Source organism: Aeromonas sp. R1-2, assembly GCF_040908505.1.
GTDB lineage: Bacteria > Pseudomonadota > Gammaproteobacteria > Enterobacterales > Aeromonadaceae > Aeromonas > Aeromonas veronii.
The window spans coordinates 116,725-137,626 of the sequence record NZ_JBFODU010000012.1 but is presented as its reverse complement, the minus strand read 5'-3'; the positions used below and the strand labels follow the sequence as shown (position 1 = coordinate 137,626).

At 59.5% G+C, this 20,902-nt stretch carries 13 protein-coding genes, 5 tRNA genes and 1 riboswitch; of the genes, 4 read left to right on the top strand and 14 right to left on the bottom strand.

Features of this window, described 5'->3' with window-relative positions:
- Nucleotide 1: 1 nt before the first annotated feature.
- The 3 genes from glsB to trmB form a co-directional block, all read right to left on the bottom strand.
- Nucleotides 2–922, bottom strand: a complete 921-nt coding sequence (gene glsB / locus AB5Y76_RS04050) for a glutaminase B (protein WP_263716979.1) — start codon at nucleotides 920–922, stop codon at nucleotides 2–4.
- A gap of 122 nt (nucleotides 923–1,044) precedes the next feature.
- Nucleotides 1,045–1,377 (bottom strand): YggL family protein, encoded by a 333-nt coding sequence (locus AB5Y76_RS04045; protein ID WP_005348158.1) that lies wholly within the window; start codon nucleotides 1,375–1,377, stop codon nucleotides 1,045–1,047.
- Nucleotides 1,378–1,425: 48 nt separating this feature from the next.
- On the bottom strand, nucleotides 1,426–2,139 hold the full coding sequence (gene trmB / locus AB5Y76_RS04040; protein WP_005335228.1) for a tRNA (guanosine(46)-N7)-methyltransferase TrmB: 714 nt from the start codon (nucleotides 2,137–2,139) through the stop codon (nucleotides 1,426–1,428).
- 349 nt (nucleotides 2,140–2,488) lie between these two features.
- Between trmB and AB5Y76_RS04035 the strand changes: the two genes are divergently transcribed.
- Nucleotides 2,489–3,670, top strand: a complete 1,182-nt coding sequence (locus AB5Y76_RS04035; RefSeq protein ID WP_005354174.1) for a PLP-dependent aminotransferase family protein — start codon at nucleotides 2,489–2,491, stop codon at nucleotides 3,668–3,670.
- 73 nt (nucleotides 3,671–3,743) lie between these two features.
- Here the strand turns inward: AB5Y76_RS04035 and AB5Y76_RS04030 are convergent, their stop codons facing one another.
- Nucleotides 3,744–5,273: an EAL domain-containing protein gene (locus AB5Y76_RS04030; protein WP_318528138.1), complete on the bottom strand. Its 1,530-nt coding sequence runs from the start codon at nucleotides 5,271–5,273 to the stop codon at nucleotides 3,744–3,746.
- 252 nt (nucleotides 5,274–5,525) lie between these two features.
- Between AB5Y76_RS04030 and AB5Y76_RS04025 the strand changes: the two genes are divergently transcribed.
- On the top strand, nucleotides 5,526–6,431 hold the full coding sequence (locus AB5Y76_RS04025; RefSeq protein ID WP_263716981.1) for a TIGR01777 family oxidoreductase: 906 nt from the start codon (nucleotides 5,526–5,528) through the stop codon (nucleotides 6,429–6,431).
- A gap of 126 nt (nucleotides 6,432–6,557) precedes the next feature.
- On the opposite strand, the gene AB5Y76_RS04020 is transcribed toward AB5Y76_RS04025, so the two are convergent.
- The gene (locus tag AB5Y76_RS04020) at nucleotides 6,558–9,005 is read right to left on the bottom strand and encodes an ABC transporter permease (RefSeq protein WP_263717030.1); all 2,448 of its coding nucleotides are present in this window, start codon (nucleotides 9,003–9,005) and stop codon (nucleotides 6,558–6,560) included.
- Between the two features lie 36 nt (nucleotides 9,006–9,041).
- Nucleotides 9,042–9,737, bottom strand: coding sequence for an ABC transporter ATP-binding protein (locus AB5Y76_RS04015; protein WP_064340783.1), 696 nt, complete (start codon nucleotides 9,735–9,737; stop codon nucleotides 9,042–9,044).
- Nucleotides 9,738–9,793: 56 nt separating this feature from the next.
- Here AB5Y76_RS04015 and AB5Y76_RS04010 point away from each other — a divergent pair, with 56 nt between their 5' ends.
- The gene (locus AB5Y76_RS04010; RefSeq protein ID WP_263716982.1) at nucleotides 9,794–10,405 is read left to right on the top strand and encodes an arylesterase; all 612 of its coding nucleotides are present in this window, start codon (nucleotides 9,794–9,796) and stop codon (nucleotides 10,403–10,405) included.
- A gap of 182 nt (nucleotides 10,406–10,587) precedes the next feature.
- Here the strand turns inward: AB5Y76_RS04010 and AB5Y76_RS04005 are convergent, their stop codons facing one another.
- Both AB5Y76_RS04005 and AB5Y76_RS04000 read right to left on the bottom strand, forming a co-directional pair.
- Nucleotides 10,588–11,532: a chemotaxis protein CheV gene (locus AB5Y76_RS04005; protein WP_005335238.1), complete on the bottom strand. Its 945-nt coding sequence runs from the start codon at nucleotides 11,530–11,532 to the stop codon at nucleotides 10,588–10,590.
- A 139-nt stretch (nucleotides 11,533–11,671) separates the two neighbouring features.
- Entirely contained in the window at nucleotides 11,672–14,668 is a 2,997-nt protein-coding gene (locus AB5Y76_RS04000) for a glycosyl hydrolase family 18 protein (RefSeq protein ID WP_263717031.1), read from the bottom strand.
- 148 nt (nucleotides 14,669–14,816) lie between these two features.
- Nucleotides 14,817–14,899: riboswitch (cyclic di-GMP riboswitch) on the bottom strand.
- 293 nt (nucleotides 14,900–15,192) lie between these two features.
- Here AB5Y76_RS04000 and AB5Y76_RS03995 point away from each other — a divergent pair.
- The gene (locus tag AB5Y76_RS03995; RefSeq protein WP_263716983.1) at nucleotides 15,193–17,376 is read left to right on the top strand and encodes an ExeM/NucH family extracellular endonuclease; all 2,184 of its coding nucleotides are present in this window, start codon (nucleotides 15,193–15,195) and stop codon (nucleotides 17,374–17,376) included.
- Between the two features lie 171 nt (nucleotides 17,377–17,547).
- Here AB5Y76_RS03995 and AB5Y76_RS03990 read toward each other — a convergent pair.
- The 6 genes from AB5Y76_RS03990 to AB5Y76_RS03965 form a co-directional block, all read right to left on the bottom strand.
- Nucleotides 17,548–17,623, bottom strand: a tRNA-Ala gene (locus tag AB5Y76_RS03990).
- 34 nt (nucleotides 17,624–17,657) lie between these two features.
- Nucleotides 17,658–17,733 (bottom strand) — tRNA-Ala (locus AB5Y76_RS03985).
- 48 nt (nucleotides 17,734–17,781) lie between these two features.
- Nucleotides 17,782–17,857 (bottom strand) — tRNA-Ala (locus AB5Y76_RS03980).
- Nucleotides 17,858–17,920: 63 nt separating this feature from the next.
- A tRNA-Ala gene (locus AB5Y76_RS03975) sits at nucleotides 17,921–17,996 on the bottom strand.
- Nucleotides 17,997–18,024: 28 nt separating this feature from the next.
- Nucleotides 18,025–18,100, bottom strand: a tRNA-Ala gene (locus tag AB5Y76_RS03970).
- Nucleotides 18,101–18,945: 845 nt separating this feature from the next.
- On the bottom strand, nucleotides 18,946–20,862 hold the full coding sequence (locus AB5Y76_RS03965) for a glycoside hydrolase family 19 protein (RefSeq protein ID WP_263716984.1): 1,917 nt from the start codon (nucleotides 20,860–20,862) through the stop codon (nucleotides 18,946–18,948).
- Between the last annotated feature and the right edge of the window lie 40 nt (nucleotides 20,863–20,902).

Below are 20,902 nucleotides of genomic sequence, written 5' to 3'. Positions count from 1 at the left end.
GTTAAAAAATGGAGCGACCCAGCCGCTCGGCCAGCAGCTCCAGCGCCGCCGTGCCCGCCAGCGAGTTGCCAGCTTTGTTGAGCTCGGGCGACCAGACACAGACGCAGAGCTCGCCCGGGATCAGGGCGATGATACCGCCGCCGACACCCGATTTGCCCGGCATGCCGACCCGATAGGCAAAATCGCCCGCCTCGTCATAGAGACCGCAGGTGGCGAGCAGGGCGTTGACCTGTTTGGTGGTGCGGGCGGGCAGCAGCGGCACGCTCTCGCCCAGTGGCACTCCACGGTTGGCCAGATAGATGAATGCCCGCGCCAGATCGACGCAGCTCATGCGAATGGCACAGGCATTGAAGTAGCTTTGCAGCACCTTGTCCACTTCGTTTTCGAAGTTGCCGTAGGCCTTCATCAGATAGGCGATGGCGGCGTTGCGGGCAGAGTGCTGATATTCGGAGCGGGCGACCACCTGATCCGCCATGATGGCCGGATTGCCGGAAAGGCGACGCACCAGCTCAAGGGTACGCTGACGGGGCGCAGTGAGGCGGGTCTCCAGCAGATCGCTCACCACCAGCGCCCCGGCATTGATAAAGGGGTTGCGGGGAATTCCCTGCTCGAACTCGAGCTGCACCAGCGAGTTGAAGGGCTGGCCGGAGGGCTCCTTGCCAACCCGGGCCCAGATCTCCTCCTCCTGATAGAGAGTGAGTGCCAGGGTCAGGCTCAGGGCCTTGGAGATACTCTGGATGGAGAAGGGTTCAAAAGCGTCACCGGCGGTGAACAGCTCCCCCTCGACGGTACAGACTGCGATACCAAGCCGATCGGACGGTACCTGAGCCAGTGCCGGAATGTAGTCGGCCACCTTGCCTTGTCCCAGCAACGGGCGCACCTCTTCAAGGATGCTGGCCAGTAATTCGGATGACAACACCATAAGCAATAAGCGATTCCATGACTAAAACAGCGGTGGAGATCCCATCCCCACTGACAAAAATCCCGCCAGCGGCGGGATTTTTCAGTTACCCACAACAAGGCGCCAGATGCGGCAGCCTTGTATCAGGCCGGTTCACCGTACCAGAGGTCGAACAGCTCGGTAACGACCACGGCTTCCATCCCCTTGCCTTCCAGCCAGGATTTGACGGCAGCGCGGTCTTCTTCGGTACACTTGCCCAGTTGCTGGGTGCAGATCATCCCTTCCCAGGCCAGGTGACCGGAGCCGGCAAAAGCCAGTTTACGGGGTTCAACAACCTCATCGATCATCGCATCGACTACCGCATCGATGGTCTCTTCGGCAGTGCCGACCGGGAAGTTGAAACTGATGTCGAAACCCATTTCCTGGAATTCATCGACGCGCAGTTTCTTGCGCAGGCGGCGGCTACGATTGGCCATGATAGCTCCTCAAGTTAGTTGATACGCTAGGTGTGTTGACGTGCCAGCTTAGCTGACACGCTTGAAAATCAGATCCCAAACCCCGTGGCCGAGACGGTGGCCACGTTGTTCAAATTTGGTCAGCGGACGCCAGTCAGGGCGCGGCACCCAGTTACCGGTGGCAGAGGTGTTCTCGTAACCCTCGGCGGCGCTCATCACTTCCAGCATGTGCTCGGCATAGTTTTCCCAGTCGGTCGCCATGTGGAACACGCCACCAATGGCCAGCTTCTGGCGAATATCCTGGGCAAACGCAGGCTGTACGATGCGGCGCTTGTGGTGACGGCTCTTGTGCCAGGGATCCGGGAAGAAGAGCTGCAGGCAGGAGAGTGAACCGTTCGGGATCATGTGCTCCAGCACCTCGACCGCATCGTGGCAGATCACCTTCAGATTGGTGACGCCCGCTTCCTGAGCGGTACCCAGACAGGCACCCACGCCCGGGGAGTGTACTTCAATGCCGATGAAGTTCTTCTCGGGGGCATTCTTGGCCATCTCAACCAGAGAGGCGCCCATGCCAAAGCCGATCTCCAGCACCACAGGTGCTTCACGGCCAAACAGTGCGACCAGATCGAGCTGCTTTGGCTCGAAATCGATGCCCATGACCGGCCAGAGCTCTTCCAGGGCCTTCTCCTGCCCTTTGGTCAGGCGGCCTTCGCGACGGACAAAGCTGCGGATCTTGCGCATGAACTTGCCGTCTTCGTTAAATACATCTTGGGTCACAGGCATAATGGTCTCGTTATTTCATCAATCCGGGTAATACATCTTGTGTTCGATCCCGAGCGGGACCGCTCGCGGCTCGGCATTTCATCGACCCGCGAAAACAGGGGAGCGAATTATCCCAAGATAGGCCCAAGGCGCAAGTGTTTCGCGCAACAAATATTCCGGCCATCCACTTCCCTGCTCCCTCACCGGCATCACCATACCGACTAACCGTCCAATATAATCCGCAGTAGAGTCGTTCCAGCCCTTTTTTGGCGATTTTTGTGACAATCATTGCCTCATTTCTGAAATCTGATACAAACGGATAACCTGGCGGTCGAATGGAGCGACCGCCCACATGCCGAGAGAATTGTCTATGCAGCCGTTTTTTGCCCAGCGCTTCGAGAAGGTCGAGCCTTCCTTTATCCGTGAAATCCTCAAAGTTGCCGCCAATCCGGAGATCATCTCCTTCGCCGGTGGCCTGCCCAATCCCCACCTGTTTCCGGTCAAGGCGATCGATCAGGCCTGTCAGGATGTGCTGCGCGAACAGGGGGCTGCCGCCCTGCAATATGCGGCGACCGAGGGCTTCGCCCCGCTGCGCCAGTATATTGCCGACCGCTATCTGGCCCGCCACGGCATGCAGATCAATCCGGACAACATCCTCATCACCAGCGGCTCCCAGCAGGCGCTGGATCTGCTGGGCAAGGTGCTGATCGACGAGGGTCAGGATCTCATCATCGAAGAGCCGGGTTACCTTGGCGCCATTCAGGCCTTTTCTGTCTACCAGCCCACCTTCAAGCCGATCACCCTTGAAGAAGAGGGACTGGACCTGGCGGCGCTGGATGCGCTGCTGGCAAGCGGCTCCAATGCCAAGCTGCTCTACGGCGTGCCCAACTTCCAGAACCCGAGCGGTGTCTCTTATAGCCGTGCCAACCGCGAGGCACTGGCCGAGCGACTGGTGCGCCACGAGCTGTTGATGGTGGAAGATGATCCCTACGGCGAGCTGCGTTTCGAAGGGGAGCATCTCCCCCCCATTGCCAAGCTGGCGCCAAACAATACCGTGCTGCTCGGCTCGTTTTCCAAAACCGTGGTGCCCGCCTTCCGTCTGGGCTGGATGGTGATGCCGGAGTGGCTGCGCAAGAAGGTGACCATCGCCAAGCAGGCGACCGATCTGCACAGCAACGCCTTCAGCCAGCAGGTGCTGCACCGCTTCCTGACCGACAACTCCCTCGACGCTCACTTGGAGAAGATCAAGGAGGTCTATGGCCGCCAGCGCGCCGCCATGGAGGCCGCGTTGGCCCGTCACTGCCCGCCCGGCGTCAGCTACACCCGACCGGAAGGGGGTATGTTCCTCTGGCTGACCCTGCCAGCCCACATCAGTGCCATGGCGCTGTTTGACGAGGCGATCAAGGAGAAGGTGGCCTTCGTACCCGGCGCCCCCTTCTACGTGCGCCCCGAGATCAAGAACACCCTGCGCCTGAGCTTCTCCTGCGTCGATGAAGCGACCATTGAAGAGGGGGTCAAACGCTTGGCCCGCGCCCTCCAGCGCATGCTCTGATCGCCCAAGCCAAACCGTATCAAAAAAAAACCAGCGAGCGATCGCTGGTTTTTTATGCTCCCCATTAAACCGTTCAGCCAAACAGGGTCTTGCAAAACTGCTTCATCGGAATGGGGCGGCTGTAACGATACCCTTGCAGATAGTCAACGTGGCGAGCCCGCAGGTAGTCCGCCTGCGACTGCTTCTCGACCCCCTCCGCGATCAGGATCAATTCAAGTCGCTTCGCCAGATCAATCACGTTTTCAACGATATGGCTGGAGAGTGCATCAGTGCCGATCATCTCCACAAAGCTCCGGTCAATCTTGATTGCATCGACCTGAAACTGTTGCAGATAGGTGAGACTGGAGTGACCGGTGCCAAAGTCATCGATAGAGATCAACACGCCCAGTTTGCGCAACTCGGCAAACATCTGAGCGGTTGTCTCATCAGCTACCAGCAGTTCACGCTCAGTCAGCTCCAGCCCCAAATCAACGGGATTGTCCTTAAACGCGTCGAGAAAGGCCTTGCAGTCAGCCAACAGGTCGAGATCCTGAAAGTGCTTGGCGCTGATATTGAAGCAAAAATGGAACTTTGCCGGCAGCTTGCGGGCATAAGGGGAGAAGTGGTCGCGCACCTGGGCCATCAACAAGCTGGTCATGGGCACGATCAGGCCGCTATCTTCCGCCAGCGGAATAAAGCGATCCGGCGAGATCATCCCCTGCTTGGGATGCTGCCAGCGCATCAGCACCTCACAACCACGCCACTGCTCATCCTCACCGGAGACCACCGGCTGCAGATAGGGGATAAACTCCTCCTCGATCAACGCCCGCTTGAGCTCTTCCGCAGGTGAGCTGCTACGCCCCATCAACCTGAAGGTGCCGAATCCAATCAGCAGCGCCAGCAACGGAGAGAGGAACAAGGTATATCTGGAGTAGCGCCATGCGTGGCTCCAGTAGTCATGCACCGTGACCCGGGTGACGACCTGATAGGGGAAATCGGCCGAAGCGAGGGCAATATAACCCTCTTCTGTCGGAGAGGGCGCCGCCCCGACCTGGCCTGAACCAAACAGAGCCCTCTGCCCCACCACCAGAGCCATCGGGGAGTTCTTGCTGGAGATCTCCAGGGTATTGCGCAGGTAGTAGCCATCTACACCGATCAGCACACTCCCCTTGTCCGTTTCATGACGCAGCACGATCAAGGGGCGATCCGGTGTGACCTCATTGCCAGGCAGCAGTTGCAACCTGCCATCCACATAGCGGTCGGGATTGAAGGGGCCATCGTAGTCACCATAGAGCGAGGTGCAATAGATGTGGCTGCCTACAGCCAGATTGGCGGAACGGACATAAGGCACCGTGGCCACCTGTTCGCGCAGCAGTTGTGCCGCCTCCTTGCACGAGTGACCCAGCATCCCCTTCACATTGATGGCCGCCTGCTGGGCATGGCCGATGGAGCGCTCAAACATCACACGGGCATGCTGCAACTGTGAATCGGCATCACGCTCTGTCTCCGTCACCGTCTGCCAGATAACGGCAACAACCCCCAGCAGCAGGATCCCGCCCCCCATCAGCAGCGCCAAGAGAATCCTCGAGTAAAGCTGGCGAAGTTTCAAACGACGAAATGGCATGGCGGCCTCTTTGATGCTCGGATAATGGGTGACAGCCTCGGTGGACAGGCGAAAAGGGTCGCCATAATAGCGATTGTTCAACAAATGTCCACCCAACAAAAATCAATCAATTCAAACTATTGTTCAACAATATGTCGTAAGAAGAGGATAGAGTTAACAAACGTCAAACAGAAAACTCCCGAAGCACGTCTCACTTGTTGAAGGGAAGCCACACCATTAAAGTTGAGCAAACGGCAGCAGGAGCATGCAGCGATGAAGATTCTTATTACCGGAGGGACCGGCTTTATCGGCCGCAAGCTGGTTGCCCATCTCAAGGTCAATCACGAGGTCGTGGTATTGAGCAGGCAGGGGAGCCGTGCTTACTCCCTGCTGGGCCACGATATCAAGGTATTGGATAACCTCGACCGGCTCGATGACCTCAATGACGTGGACGCAGTGATCAATCTGGCCGGTGAACCCATCGCCGCCGGACGCTGGAGCGAGTCGCGCAAACAGCTGCTCTGCGATAGCCGCTGGCTGTTGACTGAGCAGCTGGTGGATCTCATCAAGCTATCCAGCACGCCGCCCAAGGTGCTGATCAACGCCTCCGCCATCGGCTGGTATGGCAGACAGGGCACCGAAACCCTCGACGAGCAGTGCCGTTCTCCCAACGACGAGTTTACCCACCAGCTCTGCCAGCAGTGGGAGACCCTGGCGCAGGAAGCCCAGAGCCGCCAAACCCGAGTCTGTATCGTGCGGATCGGACTGGTGCTTGGCATGGATGGGGGAGCGCTACCCAAAATGCTCCCCCCATACCGACTCGGACTCGGCGGCCCCATGGGATCGGGCAGCCAGATGATGAGCTGGATCCATGTGCAGGATCTGGTGCGCGCCATGCTGTTCTTGCTGGATCACGAAGAGTGCAGCGGCATCTTCAACGGCACTGCGCCCCATCCGGTCAGCAACCGGGAGTTCAGCCAGACCCTGGCTGCGACGCTACACCGCCCGCATATCTTCTTCGTCCCGGCGCCGCTGTTGCAACTGGTGATGGGGGAGGCGGCAGATCTGCTGCTGACCGGACAAAAGGTGATACCCGCACGGCTGCAACAGGCCGGTTTTCACTTCAGCTATCCCGAGCTGTCGAGCGCCCTCGTCAATCTGCTGCGCGAGCCCCGCTAACTCACACCCGCTCGCGGCATCCGCTCGTCAGCGTCACAATAAACAAGCAGCCCGGCCAATGGCCGGGCTGCTTGTTTATTGTGGCTGCGCTATTGCACTCAGTGGCATCGGCTCGCGCTGGCAGGATTACAACAGTCCCTGACCCAGCCCCCGCAGCCGATCGCTCAGGGTGCCAGCCAGCAGCTGACGCTGCATCCCCTGCCCCGCCAGTGTCACCAGCAGTGCCCCCAGCGTCGGCAGGCCGAGCCAGATGGCCCAGTGGAACTGCCACTGCCCCTCGAACCACCACCACTGCAGGCCAAAGGAGCAGAGCTCCACCACCATGGCGGCACAGAGCCCCGCCAGCGCACCACTGGCCACCAGCTCCCAGCGCAGCATCTTTTTCAGTAGTTCGCTGCTGGCGCCCAAGGTACGCATCAGCAACAGCTCGCGCCGACGCTGAGCCATGCTGGCCTGAGTCTGGGTCAGCAGCACCAGCAGCGCAGCCACTGTCACCAGTCCCAGCATCAGCGCCAGCGCCCTACTCACCTGCTCCGAGACCTGAGTGAGCCGCGCAATCAGGTCATCCACATCGATAAGGCTCACCGTGGGGTGGCGGCGAATAATCTCCACCTCGGCAGTGCGCCCCGCTTCGGGCAGCCGGTAGCTGCCAAGCCAGGTACGGGAGAAGGGTGCCAGCAGATCCTCGGAGAAGATCATGTAGAAGTTGGGACGCATGTTGTCCCACTTGATGCTGCGCAAACTGGTGACCCTGGCGCCAAAGCTGCGCCCCTCGATGGTAAAGGCGAGCATGTCCCCCAGCTTGATATCGAGCCGCTTGGCCAGCTCGCTATCCACCGACACCTCGCCGGGCCCGGCAAGCCATTTACCGGCCACCAGCTTGTTGTCGATTGGCAGGGTCGCCGTGGTAGTGAAGTTAAGCTCCCGATCGACCCCCTCGCGGCCACTGCTGGCCCCCTCGCCCACCGCCTCACCGGCGATATGGGTCAGCCTGCCACGCACCATGGGATAGAAATCGGAAGTGGTGGCCCCGGCTGCCGCCAGTTCGCTCAGGATCCCCTCCCGCTCGTTCTCGGCCACATTGACCAGAAAACGGTTGGGCGCATCGACGGGAAGACGTTCCGAAAACTCATCCAGCAGATCGACCCGGGCCGCCCAGAGCAAGCCAAACAGCATCAGCGCCAACGCAAAGCCCGCCAGCTGAAACAGGCCGCTGCTGCGCTCGCGCGACAGGTGGGCCAGCGCCAGCCGCAAGGCATGAGGCCCGCTCACTTTCGTCCCCAGCCGCAACATCAGGGCCGCCAGCAGGGCCAGCAGCCCCATCAGCAAGCCCATGCCACCCACCAGACCCAGCGCCAGCCGTACATCGGCGGTAAAGCCCCAGACCAGCGCAAACAGCCCGAGCAGGCCGACCGGCAGGGCCAGCCAGGGGGGAATACCCGCCTCCAGCTCCCGGCGCAATACCCGCAGCGGCGGCACCTTCAGCAGCCGCAAGAAGGGCACAAAAGCGAGCAGCAGAGTGATAAAGAGCGCCACCGCCACCCCCAGGGCAAAGGGGCGCCAGGAGGGGGGCGGCAGATCCGGCGGCAGCAGGTCCCCCAGCAGTTGCAAGGTGATCCACTGCATAGCTGTGCCCGCCACCAGACCCAGCAGCGCACCGATCAACGTCAGCGACAGCAGCAGGGTTCCCATCAGTTGCCAGAGCGAGCGACGGGATGCCCCCAGGGTCTTGAGCAGCGCCACCATATTGGTCTGGCGCTCGGCAAAGTGGCGCACCGCAATCCCCATCGCCAACGCCCCCAGCAACACCCCGCTTAGCGAGGCGAGCCGGAAGAAACGTTCGGCATTGGCCAGCGAGCGGCCCACTTGGGATTCGCTGTCATCCGGTTTGATCCACTTCTGTCCGGCCTGCAATTTCGGCAACAACCATTGCTCGTAACGGGCCAGCGACTCTCGCGGCCCCTTGAACAGATAGCGCCACTGCTGGCGACTGCCGGGGAGCAGAGCACCGGTTGCTTCGATATCGGCACTGTGGATCAGCGCCCGCGGCGCCAGCAGGAAGGGGCTGAAGCCCTGATCCGGCTCCTCGCCAAGCAGGCCCGCCACCTTGAGCACCGTATTGCCCACCTCCAGCTCATCCCCCGTTTTGGCCTTGAGCAGCTGCATTACCCGGGCGGAGAGCCAGATCTCGCCGGGAGCAGGGGCACGGGCAGGTTCCAGAGTGAGTTTGCCATAGAAGGGAAAACCGTCGGGCACTGCCCGAATGGAGGCGAGCTGCAACGCATCACCGTGAAACAGCATGCTGTTGAAGCTGACGGTGGTCTGCACCGCCAAACCATCCTGTTTCGCTCGGGCTAGCCAGCCATCCGGCAGGGCGGCGGCGGTGCGCAGCACCCGATCCGCCCCGATAAAGTCGCGGCCCGACGCCTTGAGTCCGGCATCGAGCCGATCCGCCACCAATGCCACACTCAAGACACACGCCACGCTCAGGGCCAGCGCCAGCACAAACCAGCGCAGCTCGCCGCTGAAACCTTCCCGGCGCAGCAGTCGCCATCCCAATCGCCACTGCATCATCCCTTGCATCTCCCGCCTGACCCGCAGCTCACCCCGTTACACCACATCATGGGCCACCTCGCGATCCAGCCGACCCGCCGTCATGACCACTTGCCGCTGGCAGCGTTCGGCCAGCTGATGGTCATGGGTTACCACCACTAGCGTGGTGCCGTGCTTACGATTGAGTTCAAACAGCAGCTCTATCACCTTCTCGCCGGTCTTGCTGTCGAGGTTGCCGGTCGGCTCGTCCGCCAGCAGCAGGCTTGGACGGGTCATAAAGGCGCGGGCGATGGCCACCCGCTGCTGCTCACCGCCGGAGAGCCGTGGCGGCAGATGGTGCAACCGCTCGCCAAGCCCGACCGCGGCCAGCAGTTCGCGGGCTCTTGGTTCGCAATCCCGCTCACCGCGCAGCTCGGCGGGCAGCATCACATTCTCCAGCGCCGTCATGGTCGGGAGCAGCAGGAACGACTGGAACACAAAGCCGATCTGCTCGGCGCGCAATCGGGCCCGCCCCTCCTCATCCAGCTCGCCAAGGGATTTGCCGAGGATCTCGATATCTCCCTGACTCGGCAGATCGAGCCCGGCCAGCAATCCCAGCAGGGTGGACTTGCCGGAGCCGGAGGCACCGACCAGCGCCACCGTCTCGCCGCTATTGACTTGCAGATCGATCCCTTCAAGGATGGTGAGGCTTTCCTGGCCGAGGCGAACCGATTTGCCGAGGCCCTTGACGACAATAATGGGGGTTGAACTCATGCTCTGTATCCTTTGTTCCAATCCCTTGATGACAATCCATAGCGGGAGTTGAATTGATGGTGCGTATTCTGTTTGCCTTGTTCGTTGGCCTCGGCAGCCTGCTCTCGTCGGCTCAGGCCCAGACCCTGCTGGTACTGGGAGATAGCCTGAGCGCCGGCTATCAGATGCAGGTTGAGCAGAGCTGGCCTGCCCTGCTCAACCACAAATGGCAGGAGGAGGGGGGCAAACACACCCTGCTCAATGCCAGCATCAGCGGTGAAACGACCCAGGGGGCGCTGGCCCGTCTGCCCGCTCTGCTGAAGGAGCACCAGCCGGACTGGCTGCTGATCGAACTGGGGGGCAACGATGGCCTGCGCGGCTTCGCACCGACCATTACCCGCCAGAATCTGGCCAGCATGATCGCGCTCGCCAAGGAGCAACAGACCCGTGTGGTGTTGACCCAAATCCAGCTGCCCCGCAACTACGGTGCCCGCTATCTGCGCCAGTTCGAACAGATCTTTCCCGAGTTGGCCCAGGCTAACGATCTGCCGCTGCTGCCCTTCTTTATGGATGATATTGCGCTGCGCCCTGAACTTATGATGAACGATGGTATTCATCCCACCCCGGCGGCCCAGCCACAAATCCGCGATAAAGTCGCCCGCTTTATGGAGCCGCTGCTCAGCCAATAAGCCCGCCGTCTATCACCAATATCCCATAACAAAATATCCCGCCAAAATCGGATGTTTTGAATGGTCGACGATCTCTGCGTGGCACCTTGATTCAATCAATCCATCGCCAATACCCAATAACAACACATCCCGCCGAAGCGGGATGTGTTGTTATTGATTTAGCATAACCGGCAGGCAGCTTCTCAGCTTTCCAGCACCTGACGCAGCCGCTCCTGGGCCACGCCGACCAGCAAGTCGGGCTGGAATTTGGAGATAAAGCGGTCGCACCCCACCTTCTTGACCATGGCTTCGTTGAAGTTGCCGCTCAGGGAGGTGTTGAGGGTGATAAAGAGATCGGACATACGCGGATCGCTGCGTACCTCGTGGGTCAGGCGGTAGCCGTCCATCTCCGGCATTTCGGCATCGGTGATCATCAGCAGGATCTCGTCGGTCACCTTCTTGCCAGCATCGCACCACCCCTTGAGCAGGGTCAGCGCCTGCAAACCATCCTGACACTCGATCACCTCAAGCCCAAGCTGGCCCAGGGTCTCGCGCACCAGATTCCGGGCTGTGCTGGAGTCATCGACGATCAGCACTTTGCGGCCATGCATCTCGGGCAGGATCTCCCGATCCAGCACCTCTTCGGAGATGCGGATGTCATAGGTGATGATCTCCGCCAGCACCTTCTCCACATCGATGATCTCGACGATCTGATCCACTCCATCTTCGGGAATGCGGGTGATGGCGGTGAGGTAGTTGGCGCGCCCGGCGGAGCGCGGCGGCGGCAGGATATCCTTCCAGGTCATGTTGACGATATTGGCCACCTGCCCCACCAGAAAGCCCTGAATGGTGCGGTTGTACTCGGTGATGATGAGGTTGGATTCACTGTCGATGGGCATGGGACGCATGCCGATGGCGCTGCGCAGGTTGATCACCGGGATCGAGGTACCGCGGATATTGGCTACCCCGCTGATATTGTGATGGGAGCCCGGCATCTTGCTCAGATGGGGCAACTTGACCACTTCCCGTACCTTGAAGACGTTGATGGCGAACATCTGACGGGTGCCGAGACGAAACATCAACAACTCGAGGCGGTTTTCACCCACCAGTTGAGTTCGTTGATCAACGGAATCCAATATACTCGCCATACGCTGATATCCATCTGATTATTAATCGACTCTATTATAGAGGCTGCCCGCCAGGAAAGGCAGGCGCATTTTCAACCAGAGCGACCAACCAGACAAAAAAAGTGAGGCCGAAGCCTCACTTATCTCATTGATTTTAAAATCAATAGCTACAGACAGACTTCCAGCTGCCATCGGTTGCCTTGGGCTCGCTGCTGGTCCACCAGTTGGCCTGCCACACTACCTTGTTATGGGTGATGCGATCGCCGCCATTGGCATGATCCCCCTGCGGCCAGCTCGGATAGGCCTTGTAGGCCGCCGGATTGACGTTCTGGCTGCTGCAGCTGGTACCCGGATTCTCGCCGCCACCCGAGCCCAACACGGCCTCCGGCAGGGTCGGGAACTCGGCCTTGAGACCAATGGTCTGGCTGCCGCTGATGATGCGCATGCCGCTTGGCACGCCAGCAGCGGGCAGGTAGTAGGTCATGGCGACTTCAATCTCGGCCCCCGGTGCCAGAGTCTGCCAGCCCAGCAGGTTCATGGCGACCTTGTGGAAGTCCTTCTCGCCCGCAATGCCTTCCGAGTTGTCGTTGCCACCGCTCTCCACCACTTTCAGGCCCATGCCACTCTGATCCGTTATGGTGTCAGAGGTTGAGGTGGGCACCAGAAACTCGATGCGCGCGCCGCCCGGAATGGTCTGGGTCGACTTGTTGATCAGCTTGAGTTTCGGGTTGATCGGATAGTTGGAGTCCCCTTCCTTAAAGCCGGAGAGGCTGACCTGGATGTCGAGCTGGGCGCTCGGCGCGGCCAGATCGTTTTGCTTGGTGTTGTACGGAGTTGCCTTGGCAAACTTCTCGTAAGCCAAGGTGGTCAGGGTGCTGCCCATGCCGTACTCGTTCTTGGCCGGATCGAAGGCGTAGTCACCCGCCATCTCCCAGAACATCACGCCACCCAGACCGCGCTTGATGATGTAGTCGAGCTTGTGGCCCATGGACTCTTCATCTTCGGTTGAGAGGAACACCTTCTTCTCTTCATTCCACAGCCAGGGCGCGTGAGCCTTGTCATCGTAGTAACGCACATACTTGCCCTGCATCACGTGAGCCGGATTGTTGGGATCCAGACCCCAGGCAGTGCCATAACTTGGCAATGTGGTGATGCCGAGGCTGGCCGCATGCTCCAGGTTCTTGGCATGCCACATGGGCACGGCGCCACCGCCGATCTCTTTGCCATTATTGTCCAGATCATGCCAGATATTGTCGATGCCGACCGCCCCGTTGCCGCACGGAATGGTGCTGCCACCTGTGCCCGGCTGGCACTCGTTCTGGCTCGGCAGGGCTGCCTTGCCACCCAGCCCATGACTGCCACCGCTCACCCCCTGCCAACCGCGGGTGTAATAGGGCACGCCAACGTTGATCTTGCCGGCCGCCAGCGCACCGCGGAAGTAGTGGGCAGACCAGGCGGCGTTGAGGTAACCGATACCGCCAAACTGGGTCTGGGTATAGACGCCCCAATGGGAGAGCTCGGGGTCAGCATTGTTGTCGAACAGGGCCGCATTGTGACCGACAAAGTGGTTCCAGGCGCCGTGGAAGTCGTAGGTCATCAGGTTGACGTAGTCGAGATACTGGGTGACCTGGAAGTTCTCCATCCCGCGCAGCAGATAGGCCGAGGCCGGTGAGGCGATGGTCAGCATATACTTGCGGCCATCTTCGTTACCGGCGTTGTCGAGCCGCGCCCGCAAGGTCTTCATCAGCACCTCGTAATTGGCAAACAGCTTGGCCCGGCACTGGTTGGAGAGCGGGAAGTCGTTGGGATTGCCCGCATCCTTCATCGAGGTGGGGTATTCGTAGTCGATATCGACCCCGTCAAAACCGTACTGGCGGATAAAACTCACCGCCGAGTCAGCCAGGGTATTGATACCGGCAGTATTGACCGAGCAGTCACCCTTGGTAGTGGCGGTGTAGAAGCCGCGCGTATCGGCCCAGCCGCCGACCGAGATGAGGGTCTTCACGTCCGGATACTGCTTCTTGTACTTCGACAGCAGGTTGAAGTGGCCCTTGTAGGCGAATTCAGGATCCATCTCGGCACCCGGCACGCCATCCCAGGTCATCTTGGTGGCTGCATCGTCCACCTTGATGGTGTGGCTCTGCTCATCCACCGCCGCGAAGGCGTAGTTGATGTGGGTGATCTTGTTCCATGGAATATCGCTCACCAGATAGGCAGGCAGGCCGTTCTTGCCAGTGCGCCAGGAGGTGAAGTAGCCGATAACCCGACGGGCATGGTCATCCCCCATGCACTCGTAACCATCCGGACGATAGATCTGGCGAATGTCACAAGAGAGGTTGCCACCGGTGGGCGGCAGCGCGGCCTCCTCGACATTGACGGTCACCGCCGCCGACTCGCCGCTCAGATTGGTCTTGTCAGTAGCCACCAGCTTGAGGGCGGCACTGCCTTTGACATCCGGCGTCCAGTTCACCTGCCAGGGGGCAGTGGTATCTTCGCCCACCTTCTTGCCGTCGACATAGAGCTCGACTTTGGCCACATCGTTGTTGGCATCGGTAACGTTGCCACTCACCGCCACACTGCGACCCAGCGTCACCTTGGCGCCATTGGCCGGGCTGCTGATGCTCGCCTTGGGCGCCTCTGGCGCCACCACGGCGGCGACGTTGAAGCTCGAATCCGCTTCGCTCAGTACCTTGCCATCTTTATCCAGCGCGCGAGCTTTGAGGGTATGGGCCCCCACTCCGGCGGCGCTCCAGCTGGCACTCCAGGGCGAGGCGCTGGCCGTGGCCACCAGCTTGCCGTCGACAAGATATTCCACCTTGACCAAGGCCGTTACCGGGCCACTCAGGGTCACTGCCAGCGCCACGCTGGCTCCTTCGTTGAAGCTGGCACCGGCAGCCGGTGAGCTGACTGCCACGCCGAGCGCAGGAGGAGGCACCTCGCCACCATAGGGCTTCCAGGCATCAGCCCAGACCACACCGACACCCGGCTCATAGTGATAGGGGGATGCCCCGCACCAGCCTGAATAGGGAAATTCTTTGCACTCGTAGAGGGCACCGACGTTGCTGACGATATCGCCAGCCTTGTAGGCAGTACCGGATTTATAGGCGGGATAAGCGGCCTGAGCCCAGGCGGGCGCAGCCGCAAGGGCGACCAGCATGGCAAGCCTGCTGGGTCTGAAGAGCTGTTGCATATTGTTATCTTCCTTGTTTTGTCTTGGCTTGGTCACCAAGGCAAAGAACAATCGCAACCTGCATGATGGGCGCAGACAACTGGCAATGGACCTGCCACAAAAACAACCCCTCACCCAGGGAAACCCCGCTATCTGGATCCACGATCGAGACCGGAAGCATTGCGCCCCGACATCACTGCCGGTTTGCCCTTTACCTGGGTTCCGTGAGGAACGAACCCAGTATAGGAAGGCGACAAGATCCCCTCAATCTTTATTCTCAAAGAGAATTATCCCCTGCCACGAAAGCGTCATGATCACAGGGTTAAAATTGATTGAATTATCAAAAAAATCATATCGTTACTGGGATCATAAAAACGCTTTCCCGCACCTTCCCAGATTCATTTAATGTGCGTTGGCTCACTGGTATGACATGCCAGAAATGTGACAATGCGCGCCCTTGGTCAACGAGCCAAGGCTATGGAATCACTGGCAAAAATAAAAAAGGAACACCTATGAAAGGTACTCGTACCCTGCTGTCGCTGGCCGTGGGGCTGGCACTTGCATCCTCAGGCGCCCATGCGGCATTTGTCTGCCCGTCCGATCCGGCTCAACTCACTCCCATCCCGACCATTCAGGGCACAGGCTCCGCCAGCGCGCTGGCCACCCAGACCGTGACCGACAAAAACGGTAACGTGACCGGTAAAATCAGCACGGGCACCTTCAACGTTCGCGGTATCGTGACGACGCTGGGCCAAAGTCTGACCAAGGGTTTCTATCTGACAGACCCGGTGGGCGATGGCAATCCAGCCACCTCTGATGGCATCTTTGTCTATCTGAACGACAAGGACTTCGCGACCAAATATAAAGACATCAAACCGGGGGCTGAACTCTGCCTTGAAGCCAAGGTCGAGGAGTATTACGGCGGCACCCAGCTCAAACCCACCTTCGAATCCAGCAAAGCCCGCCTGCAAGTCACCGCACAAGGGCTGAATGTGCCGACCAGCGTACTACAGGTCAATGAAGGGGAGACGCTTGCGCAAGCGCTCAATCGCCACGAAGGGATGCGGGTACGTCTCGACAGCAGCAGTGACCTGCACCTGACACGCAACTACGGCTTCGACTACAAGGTCTATCGCAACAACGTAGAGTTGGCCCACAAAACCCCGCTGATCAAACCGACCCAACTTCATGTCGCCAGCAGTGCGGACGCTGTCGCACTGGCCACCAAAAATGGCAGCAACCGTCTGGTAGTTGAGTCTGATTACAAAGCACCGGATGGCGTACTGCCCTGGTTCCCGAGCTGGGATGCCGATCAGGGATATCTGCGTATCGGCGATCAACTGACCGGGCTGGAGGGGGTGATCGTATACAACAAGGATGCCTTCCGTCTGGTAGTACCGAGCGATATCACCCTGACTGCCGGTGCTCTGCTGCGCAGCCCTGAAGAGGATCGTCAAGACGCGCCGGCTCGCCTCTCTGGCAGCGATCTGCGGATCGGCAGCTTCAACGTGCTCAACTACTTCACCAGCCACTCCAGCATCGGCGGCGCACTCAATATCCTGTGCAAGGATCAGGCGGATGCCGACAACGCCAAAGGTTGCAACCGGGGTGCCAAGAGCCAGCCCGAGTTCGAGAAGCAGCGCACCAAGATCGTCAATGCCATTACCGCAATGGATGCCGATCTGCTCGGCCTGATGGAGATGGAGAACAACGGCTTCGAGGATAACTCGGCCCTCCACAATCTGGTGACCCGCCTCAACGAACAGCAGAAGGATGCGAGCAAACACTACGCCTATGTGCGTCTACCGGTCACTGCCCTTACCGATGGCAAGTTCTTCGGCGGCGACGCCATCATGGTGGCGATGCTCTACCGTCCTGCCCTGCTCATCCCCAGCGGAGATGCCAGCGTCATCAAGCTGCCGGAGCAGCGCTACACCACTGGTGGTGTAGCCAAGACAGCTGGTCAGCGCGATTCTCTGGTTCAGACCTTCACCCTCGCCAAGAGCAAGGAGCCGCTGACGCTGGTGGTCAACCACCTCAAATCCAAGGGGTCAGGCTGCTACGAAAATGGCGATGGCAAGACAGAACCGGCCGACCTGCAGGGCAAGTGTACCGAGTTCCGCGTGAGCGCGGCCAAGGTGCTGGGTGAGGCGGTCAGCAAACTGCCGGGCCAGGTGCTGCTAGTTGGCGACTTCAACTCCTACGCCAAGGAAGATCCAATCCGGGTGCTTACCGACTACAACCCAGCCACCAGCGAGCGGAAGATCGTATCGGCCTCTCACACCTTTATCGGTGAGCAGTCCTATGAACAGCTCGGTCGCGAAGTGACTCGCAGCTACGGCCTGATCGATCTCAACGTCAAATTCAACAAGGAGAAAGCCATCTCCTACAGCTACGACGGGGAGCTGGGCACCCTGGACTATGCCCTCGCCAACCCGGCGCTGGCCAGCAAGGTGGCAGGTGTCGCCGACTGGCACATCAACTCCTTCGAAAGCTCCCTGTTCGAATACGGCAGCAAGTACACCGGCTCCCTGCTCAAGTCTGACAACCCCTTCAGTGCCTCCGACCATGATCCCATCATCGTCGACCTGAGACTGGAGAGCGATGCCACCAAACCGGACACCTCCTCAGGCGGTGGTGCACTGGGACTCGGCCTGCTGGCCCTGTTACCGCTGGCCTGGCGACGTCGCCGTTAACCCCAAGCGCATCTGAATAGTGCAAGCAAAGCCCGCGAGTCTCGCGGGCTTTTTCATTCAGGTCATTGGATTTACAAATGAAAGGCGCGGGCGTATGGAGAAAATAAATGATGGAGAAAACAAAAAGGCCACCGCGATGCGGTGGCCTTTTTGTTTCTTTTAACAAGAATTTGGTGGAGCTACGCGGGATCGAACCGCGGACCTCTTGCATGCCATGCAAGCGCTCTCCCAGCTGAGCTATAACCCCGATTTTTGTGAATGACCGGCAGTCACTCTGAATTTGGTGGAGCTACGCGGGATCGAACCGCGGACCTCTTGCATGCCATGCAAGCGCTCTCCCAGCTGAGCTATAACCCCAAATTCGGTACTAAATGAATGGTTCTGGCGGCCATTCATCCTAAATAATGGTGGAGCTACGCGGGATCGAACCGCGGACCTCTTGCATGCCATGCAAGCGCTCTCCCAGCTGAGCTATAACCCCACAAAGGTCGGCTTGGGTGATACACACCGCACTGCCCTGGGTACTTCATGTCAATCAGGAACCTGGTGGAGCTACGCGGGATCGAACCGCGGACCTCTTGCATGCCATGCAAGCGCTCTCCCAGCTGAGCTATAACCCCTTTGATTCCAGATTGTTCGAGGAGAATTTGGTGGAGCTACGCGGGATCGAACCGCGGACCTCTTGCATGCCATGCAAGCGCTCTCCCAGCTGAGCTATAACCCCAACTCACCTCGGTGCTGACGAAGTTATCTCCGGCAACGGAGGCGCATGATAGGCATCACCCGCTTTGCTGTCAACCCTAAAATAACCGCGACTGATTCGTTTAGTCAAAATTGCAGCAGTTCGCTGTTTTTACCAGCAAGACGCGTGCTATCTCTCTGTTTTATGTCACAAATCGGCTCAAGCACCTATAAAGGAGAGGCCGTGCAGCAAGCCTCTTTCCCCGTGCAACGCCCCCGCTCTCAGGCATCTTTTGCAGGCTGATCGTCAGCTTCTCCCCCGTCACCTCGGGAAAGCCTTTCCATAAAGGGCATTGCATTTGAAAACCCTTTCCATGATTTTTGTAAATTTACAACACAGAAAGTTGATCTGGCTCACAAATGACCATAGGATCAAACCGTGACCCAGGTCACACACCATAACCATAAATGACAGAGCGATGAGGTAAACCATGTTTGAGAATCTGGCAGTCCTGTTCCACCTGCGCGGTGCAACCACCAAGAACGGCGTTGTAGAGAAAGATGCCTATGCCCCCTCCACCCGTGAATACTACTTCCGCTACGGCAAATAATTGCTGAAAGCCTTTCACGGAAAATGTAATAAAAAAACAACACACATCATCACACAGCCCTCTCGAGGCGCTGTCCTGTCCGGGCCAGATGTTCCACGGCCAAACCTGAACTCCACCAAACAAGAATGGGGCCCGCAGGCCCCATCTTTTATTGCTCCAGACTGTGATTACACCAAACAAGAATGGGGCCCGCAGGCCCCATCTTTTATTGCTCCAGACTGTGATTACACCAAATAGTGCGCAGGCTTGTCGGTAAGCCTTGTAACCCTGAAACGGCTCAGAGCTTGATCCAGGCATCGGCCCAGGCCGTACCCTTGCCCGGCTCATAGGCCCAGGCAGCACCTGCGCACCAACCGGTGTAGGGGTGCGGTTTGCACTCGTAGCTGGCACCGCCGTTACTGACCCGCTCGCCCGCCTTGTAGGGAGTCCCCTCTTTATAGGCCGGATAGTCAGGCGGCGTTACGCCCCCCTCCTCTCCTTTCACCAGCAGGCTATGGGTGGTACTGCGGCTCAGATTACCTTCGTCTGTGACCGTCAGTTTGATCTCCAGCTTGGTATCGCTGGCGGGCTTGGGCAGAGTCAACTCCAGAGTGACCTGATCCAGCGCAGGCGCAGAGGCACCGGCCGGGATAGTCCAGGCATAAGCCAGCGGCTTGCCTTCCGGATCGCTGGAGTGCTGGCCGGAGAGAGTCACCTTGCTGCCGCCTTCGGCCTGCGCCGGGCCGGTGATATTGGCCACCGGCGGCAGGTTGGTGCCACCGCCGTTATCCTCGATCACCACTTCGGGATAGAAGTGCTGAACGCAGCGGCTGTAATCCCCTGCCTTGAAGGCGCTGAAGCGGGTCTGGTAGCCCACCAGCTTGCACGCATAGCTCTTACCGCCGTTGGGGTTCTCTGCCACATAGCTCCAGTCCTGCTCCCAATAGATGGGCAAGGCACCGGCGCCATTGTCGTCAAACACCTTCATGTTCTTGCAACCCAGCACTTCGTCGGATGGCACCGCCACCCCGAGGTAGTTGGCAAACTCGCGGTAGTAGTTGATGCGGTTCTGGGACTGGGCGTGCTCGACCGGGCCGCCGCACTCCACCCCGCCGTTGATGATCTGGGTGGTGACCCCGAAGCCCGGCACCAGACCGTTCTGCTTGTCATGGTCATTCGGCTGCCAGGTGCCATCGATGACATGGAGCATGGAGGGCTTGGGCGGCTGCGGATAGGTATAGAAGAACACCGCACTGGCGAGGTTCAGCCAGGTGTCGGCCACCAGATCGGGGCGGTCGAGCAGGGTGCGCACCGTGCCGAACATCGCCTCGGAGAAGGGGCCGTAGTTGTAGTTGTAGGAGAGTTGCTTGGCGCCGCGGCCAAAGTAGCTCTTGAACTCGCCATTGTCGAACGTACCGCACGGCCACTGCTGACCCTGCCACACATCGGGGCGGCACTCGGCGTTGTAACCGCCGCGCATGGTCTCATTCCATCCCATCTCGCGCACGTAGACCAGCGCCTGACGCCACTCGGCTTCCGGGCGCCAGTTTTCATGGCCGCCGGTCTCCTGGGCGAAGTGGGCGAACATGGTCGCCAACGTCTTGCGGCAGATGGCGTCAGCATCGCGGCCGTCGCTGTAGTCGCCGCACAGGGCCGGGAACTTGGCCGCCGCCTGCAGCAGGCCGCGATAGGTGTACTCGGGGGCGCGCAGCGGGAAGAGGTAGTTGAACTGACCCTCGCTCATCAGGCTTTCGACCCGCTTGACGTTGCCCGGGTTGTCGACACGGCCCGGCTGCACCGCCTCGACCACCAGATTGTCCCGGGTAGCGATGGAAGCCTTGACCGCTTCCATCGCCGGGAAGTCGGTCAGCGCCTTCTCTTTGGCATCCAGCTCGGCCTGGCTCATATAGACGGGGGTGGTGCTGCCATCCGGCGGGGTAGGCGTCGGCGGATTGGGCTTGTCATCGCCACCGGTGTCCGGCGGGGTCACTTCCCCTTCGCCGACAAGCTTCCACGGGGTATCCCACTCATTGGCGGCCGCCATGCCCGGAGTCTGACCCGGGTTGACCCACCACTTGGCCTCGAAAACCTGGCCGTTGTAATTGACCTGGCTGCCGCCCGGGTAGGATTTGTTGATGTCGTATGCCTCGGCCGCCCACAGGTGGCCGCTCAGCATCATGCCGGCAAGCAGAAGGGTGATGCGGTTTTTTTTCATTATTGTTGCTCTCTATGGTTTTGTGGCAAAAGGCGGAGCC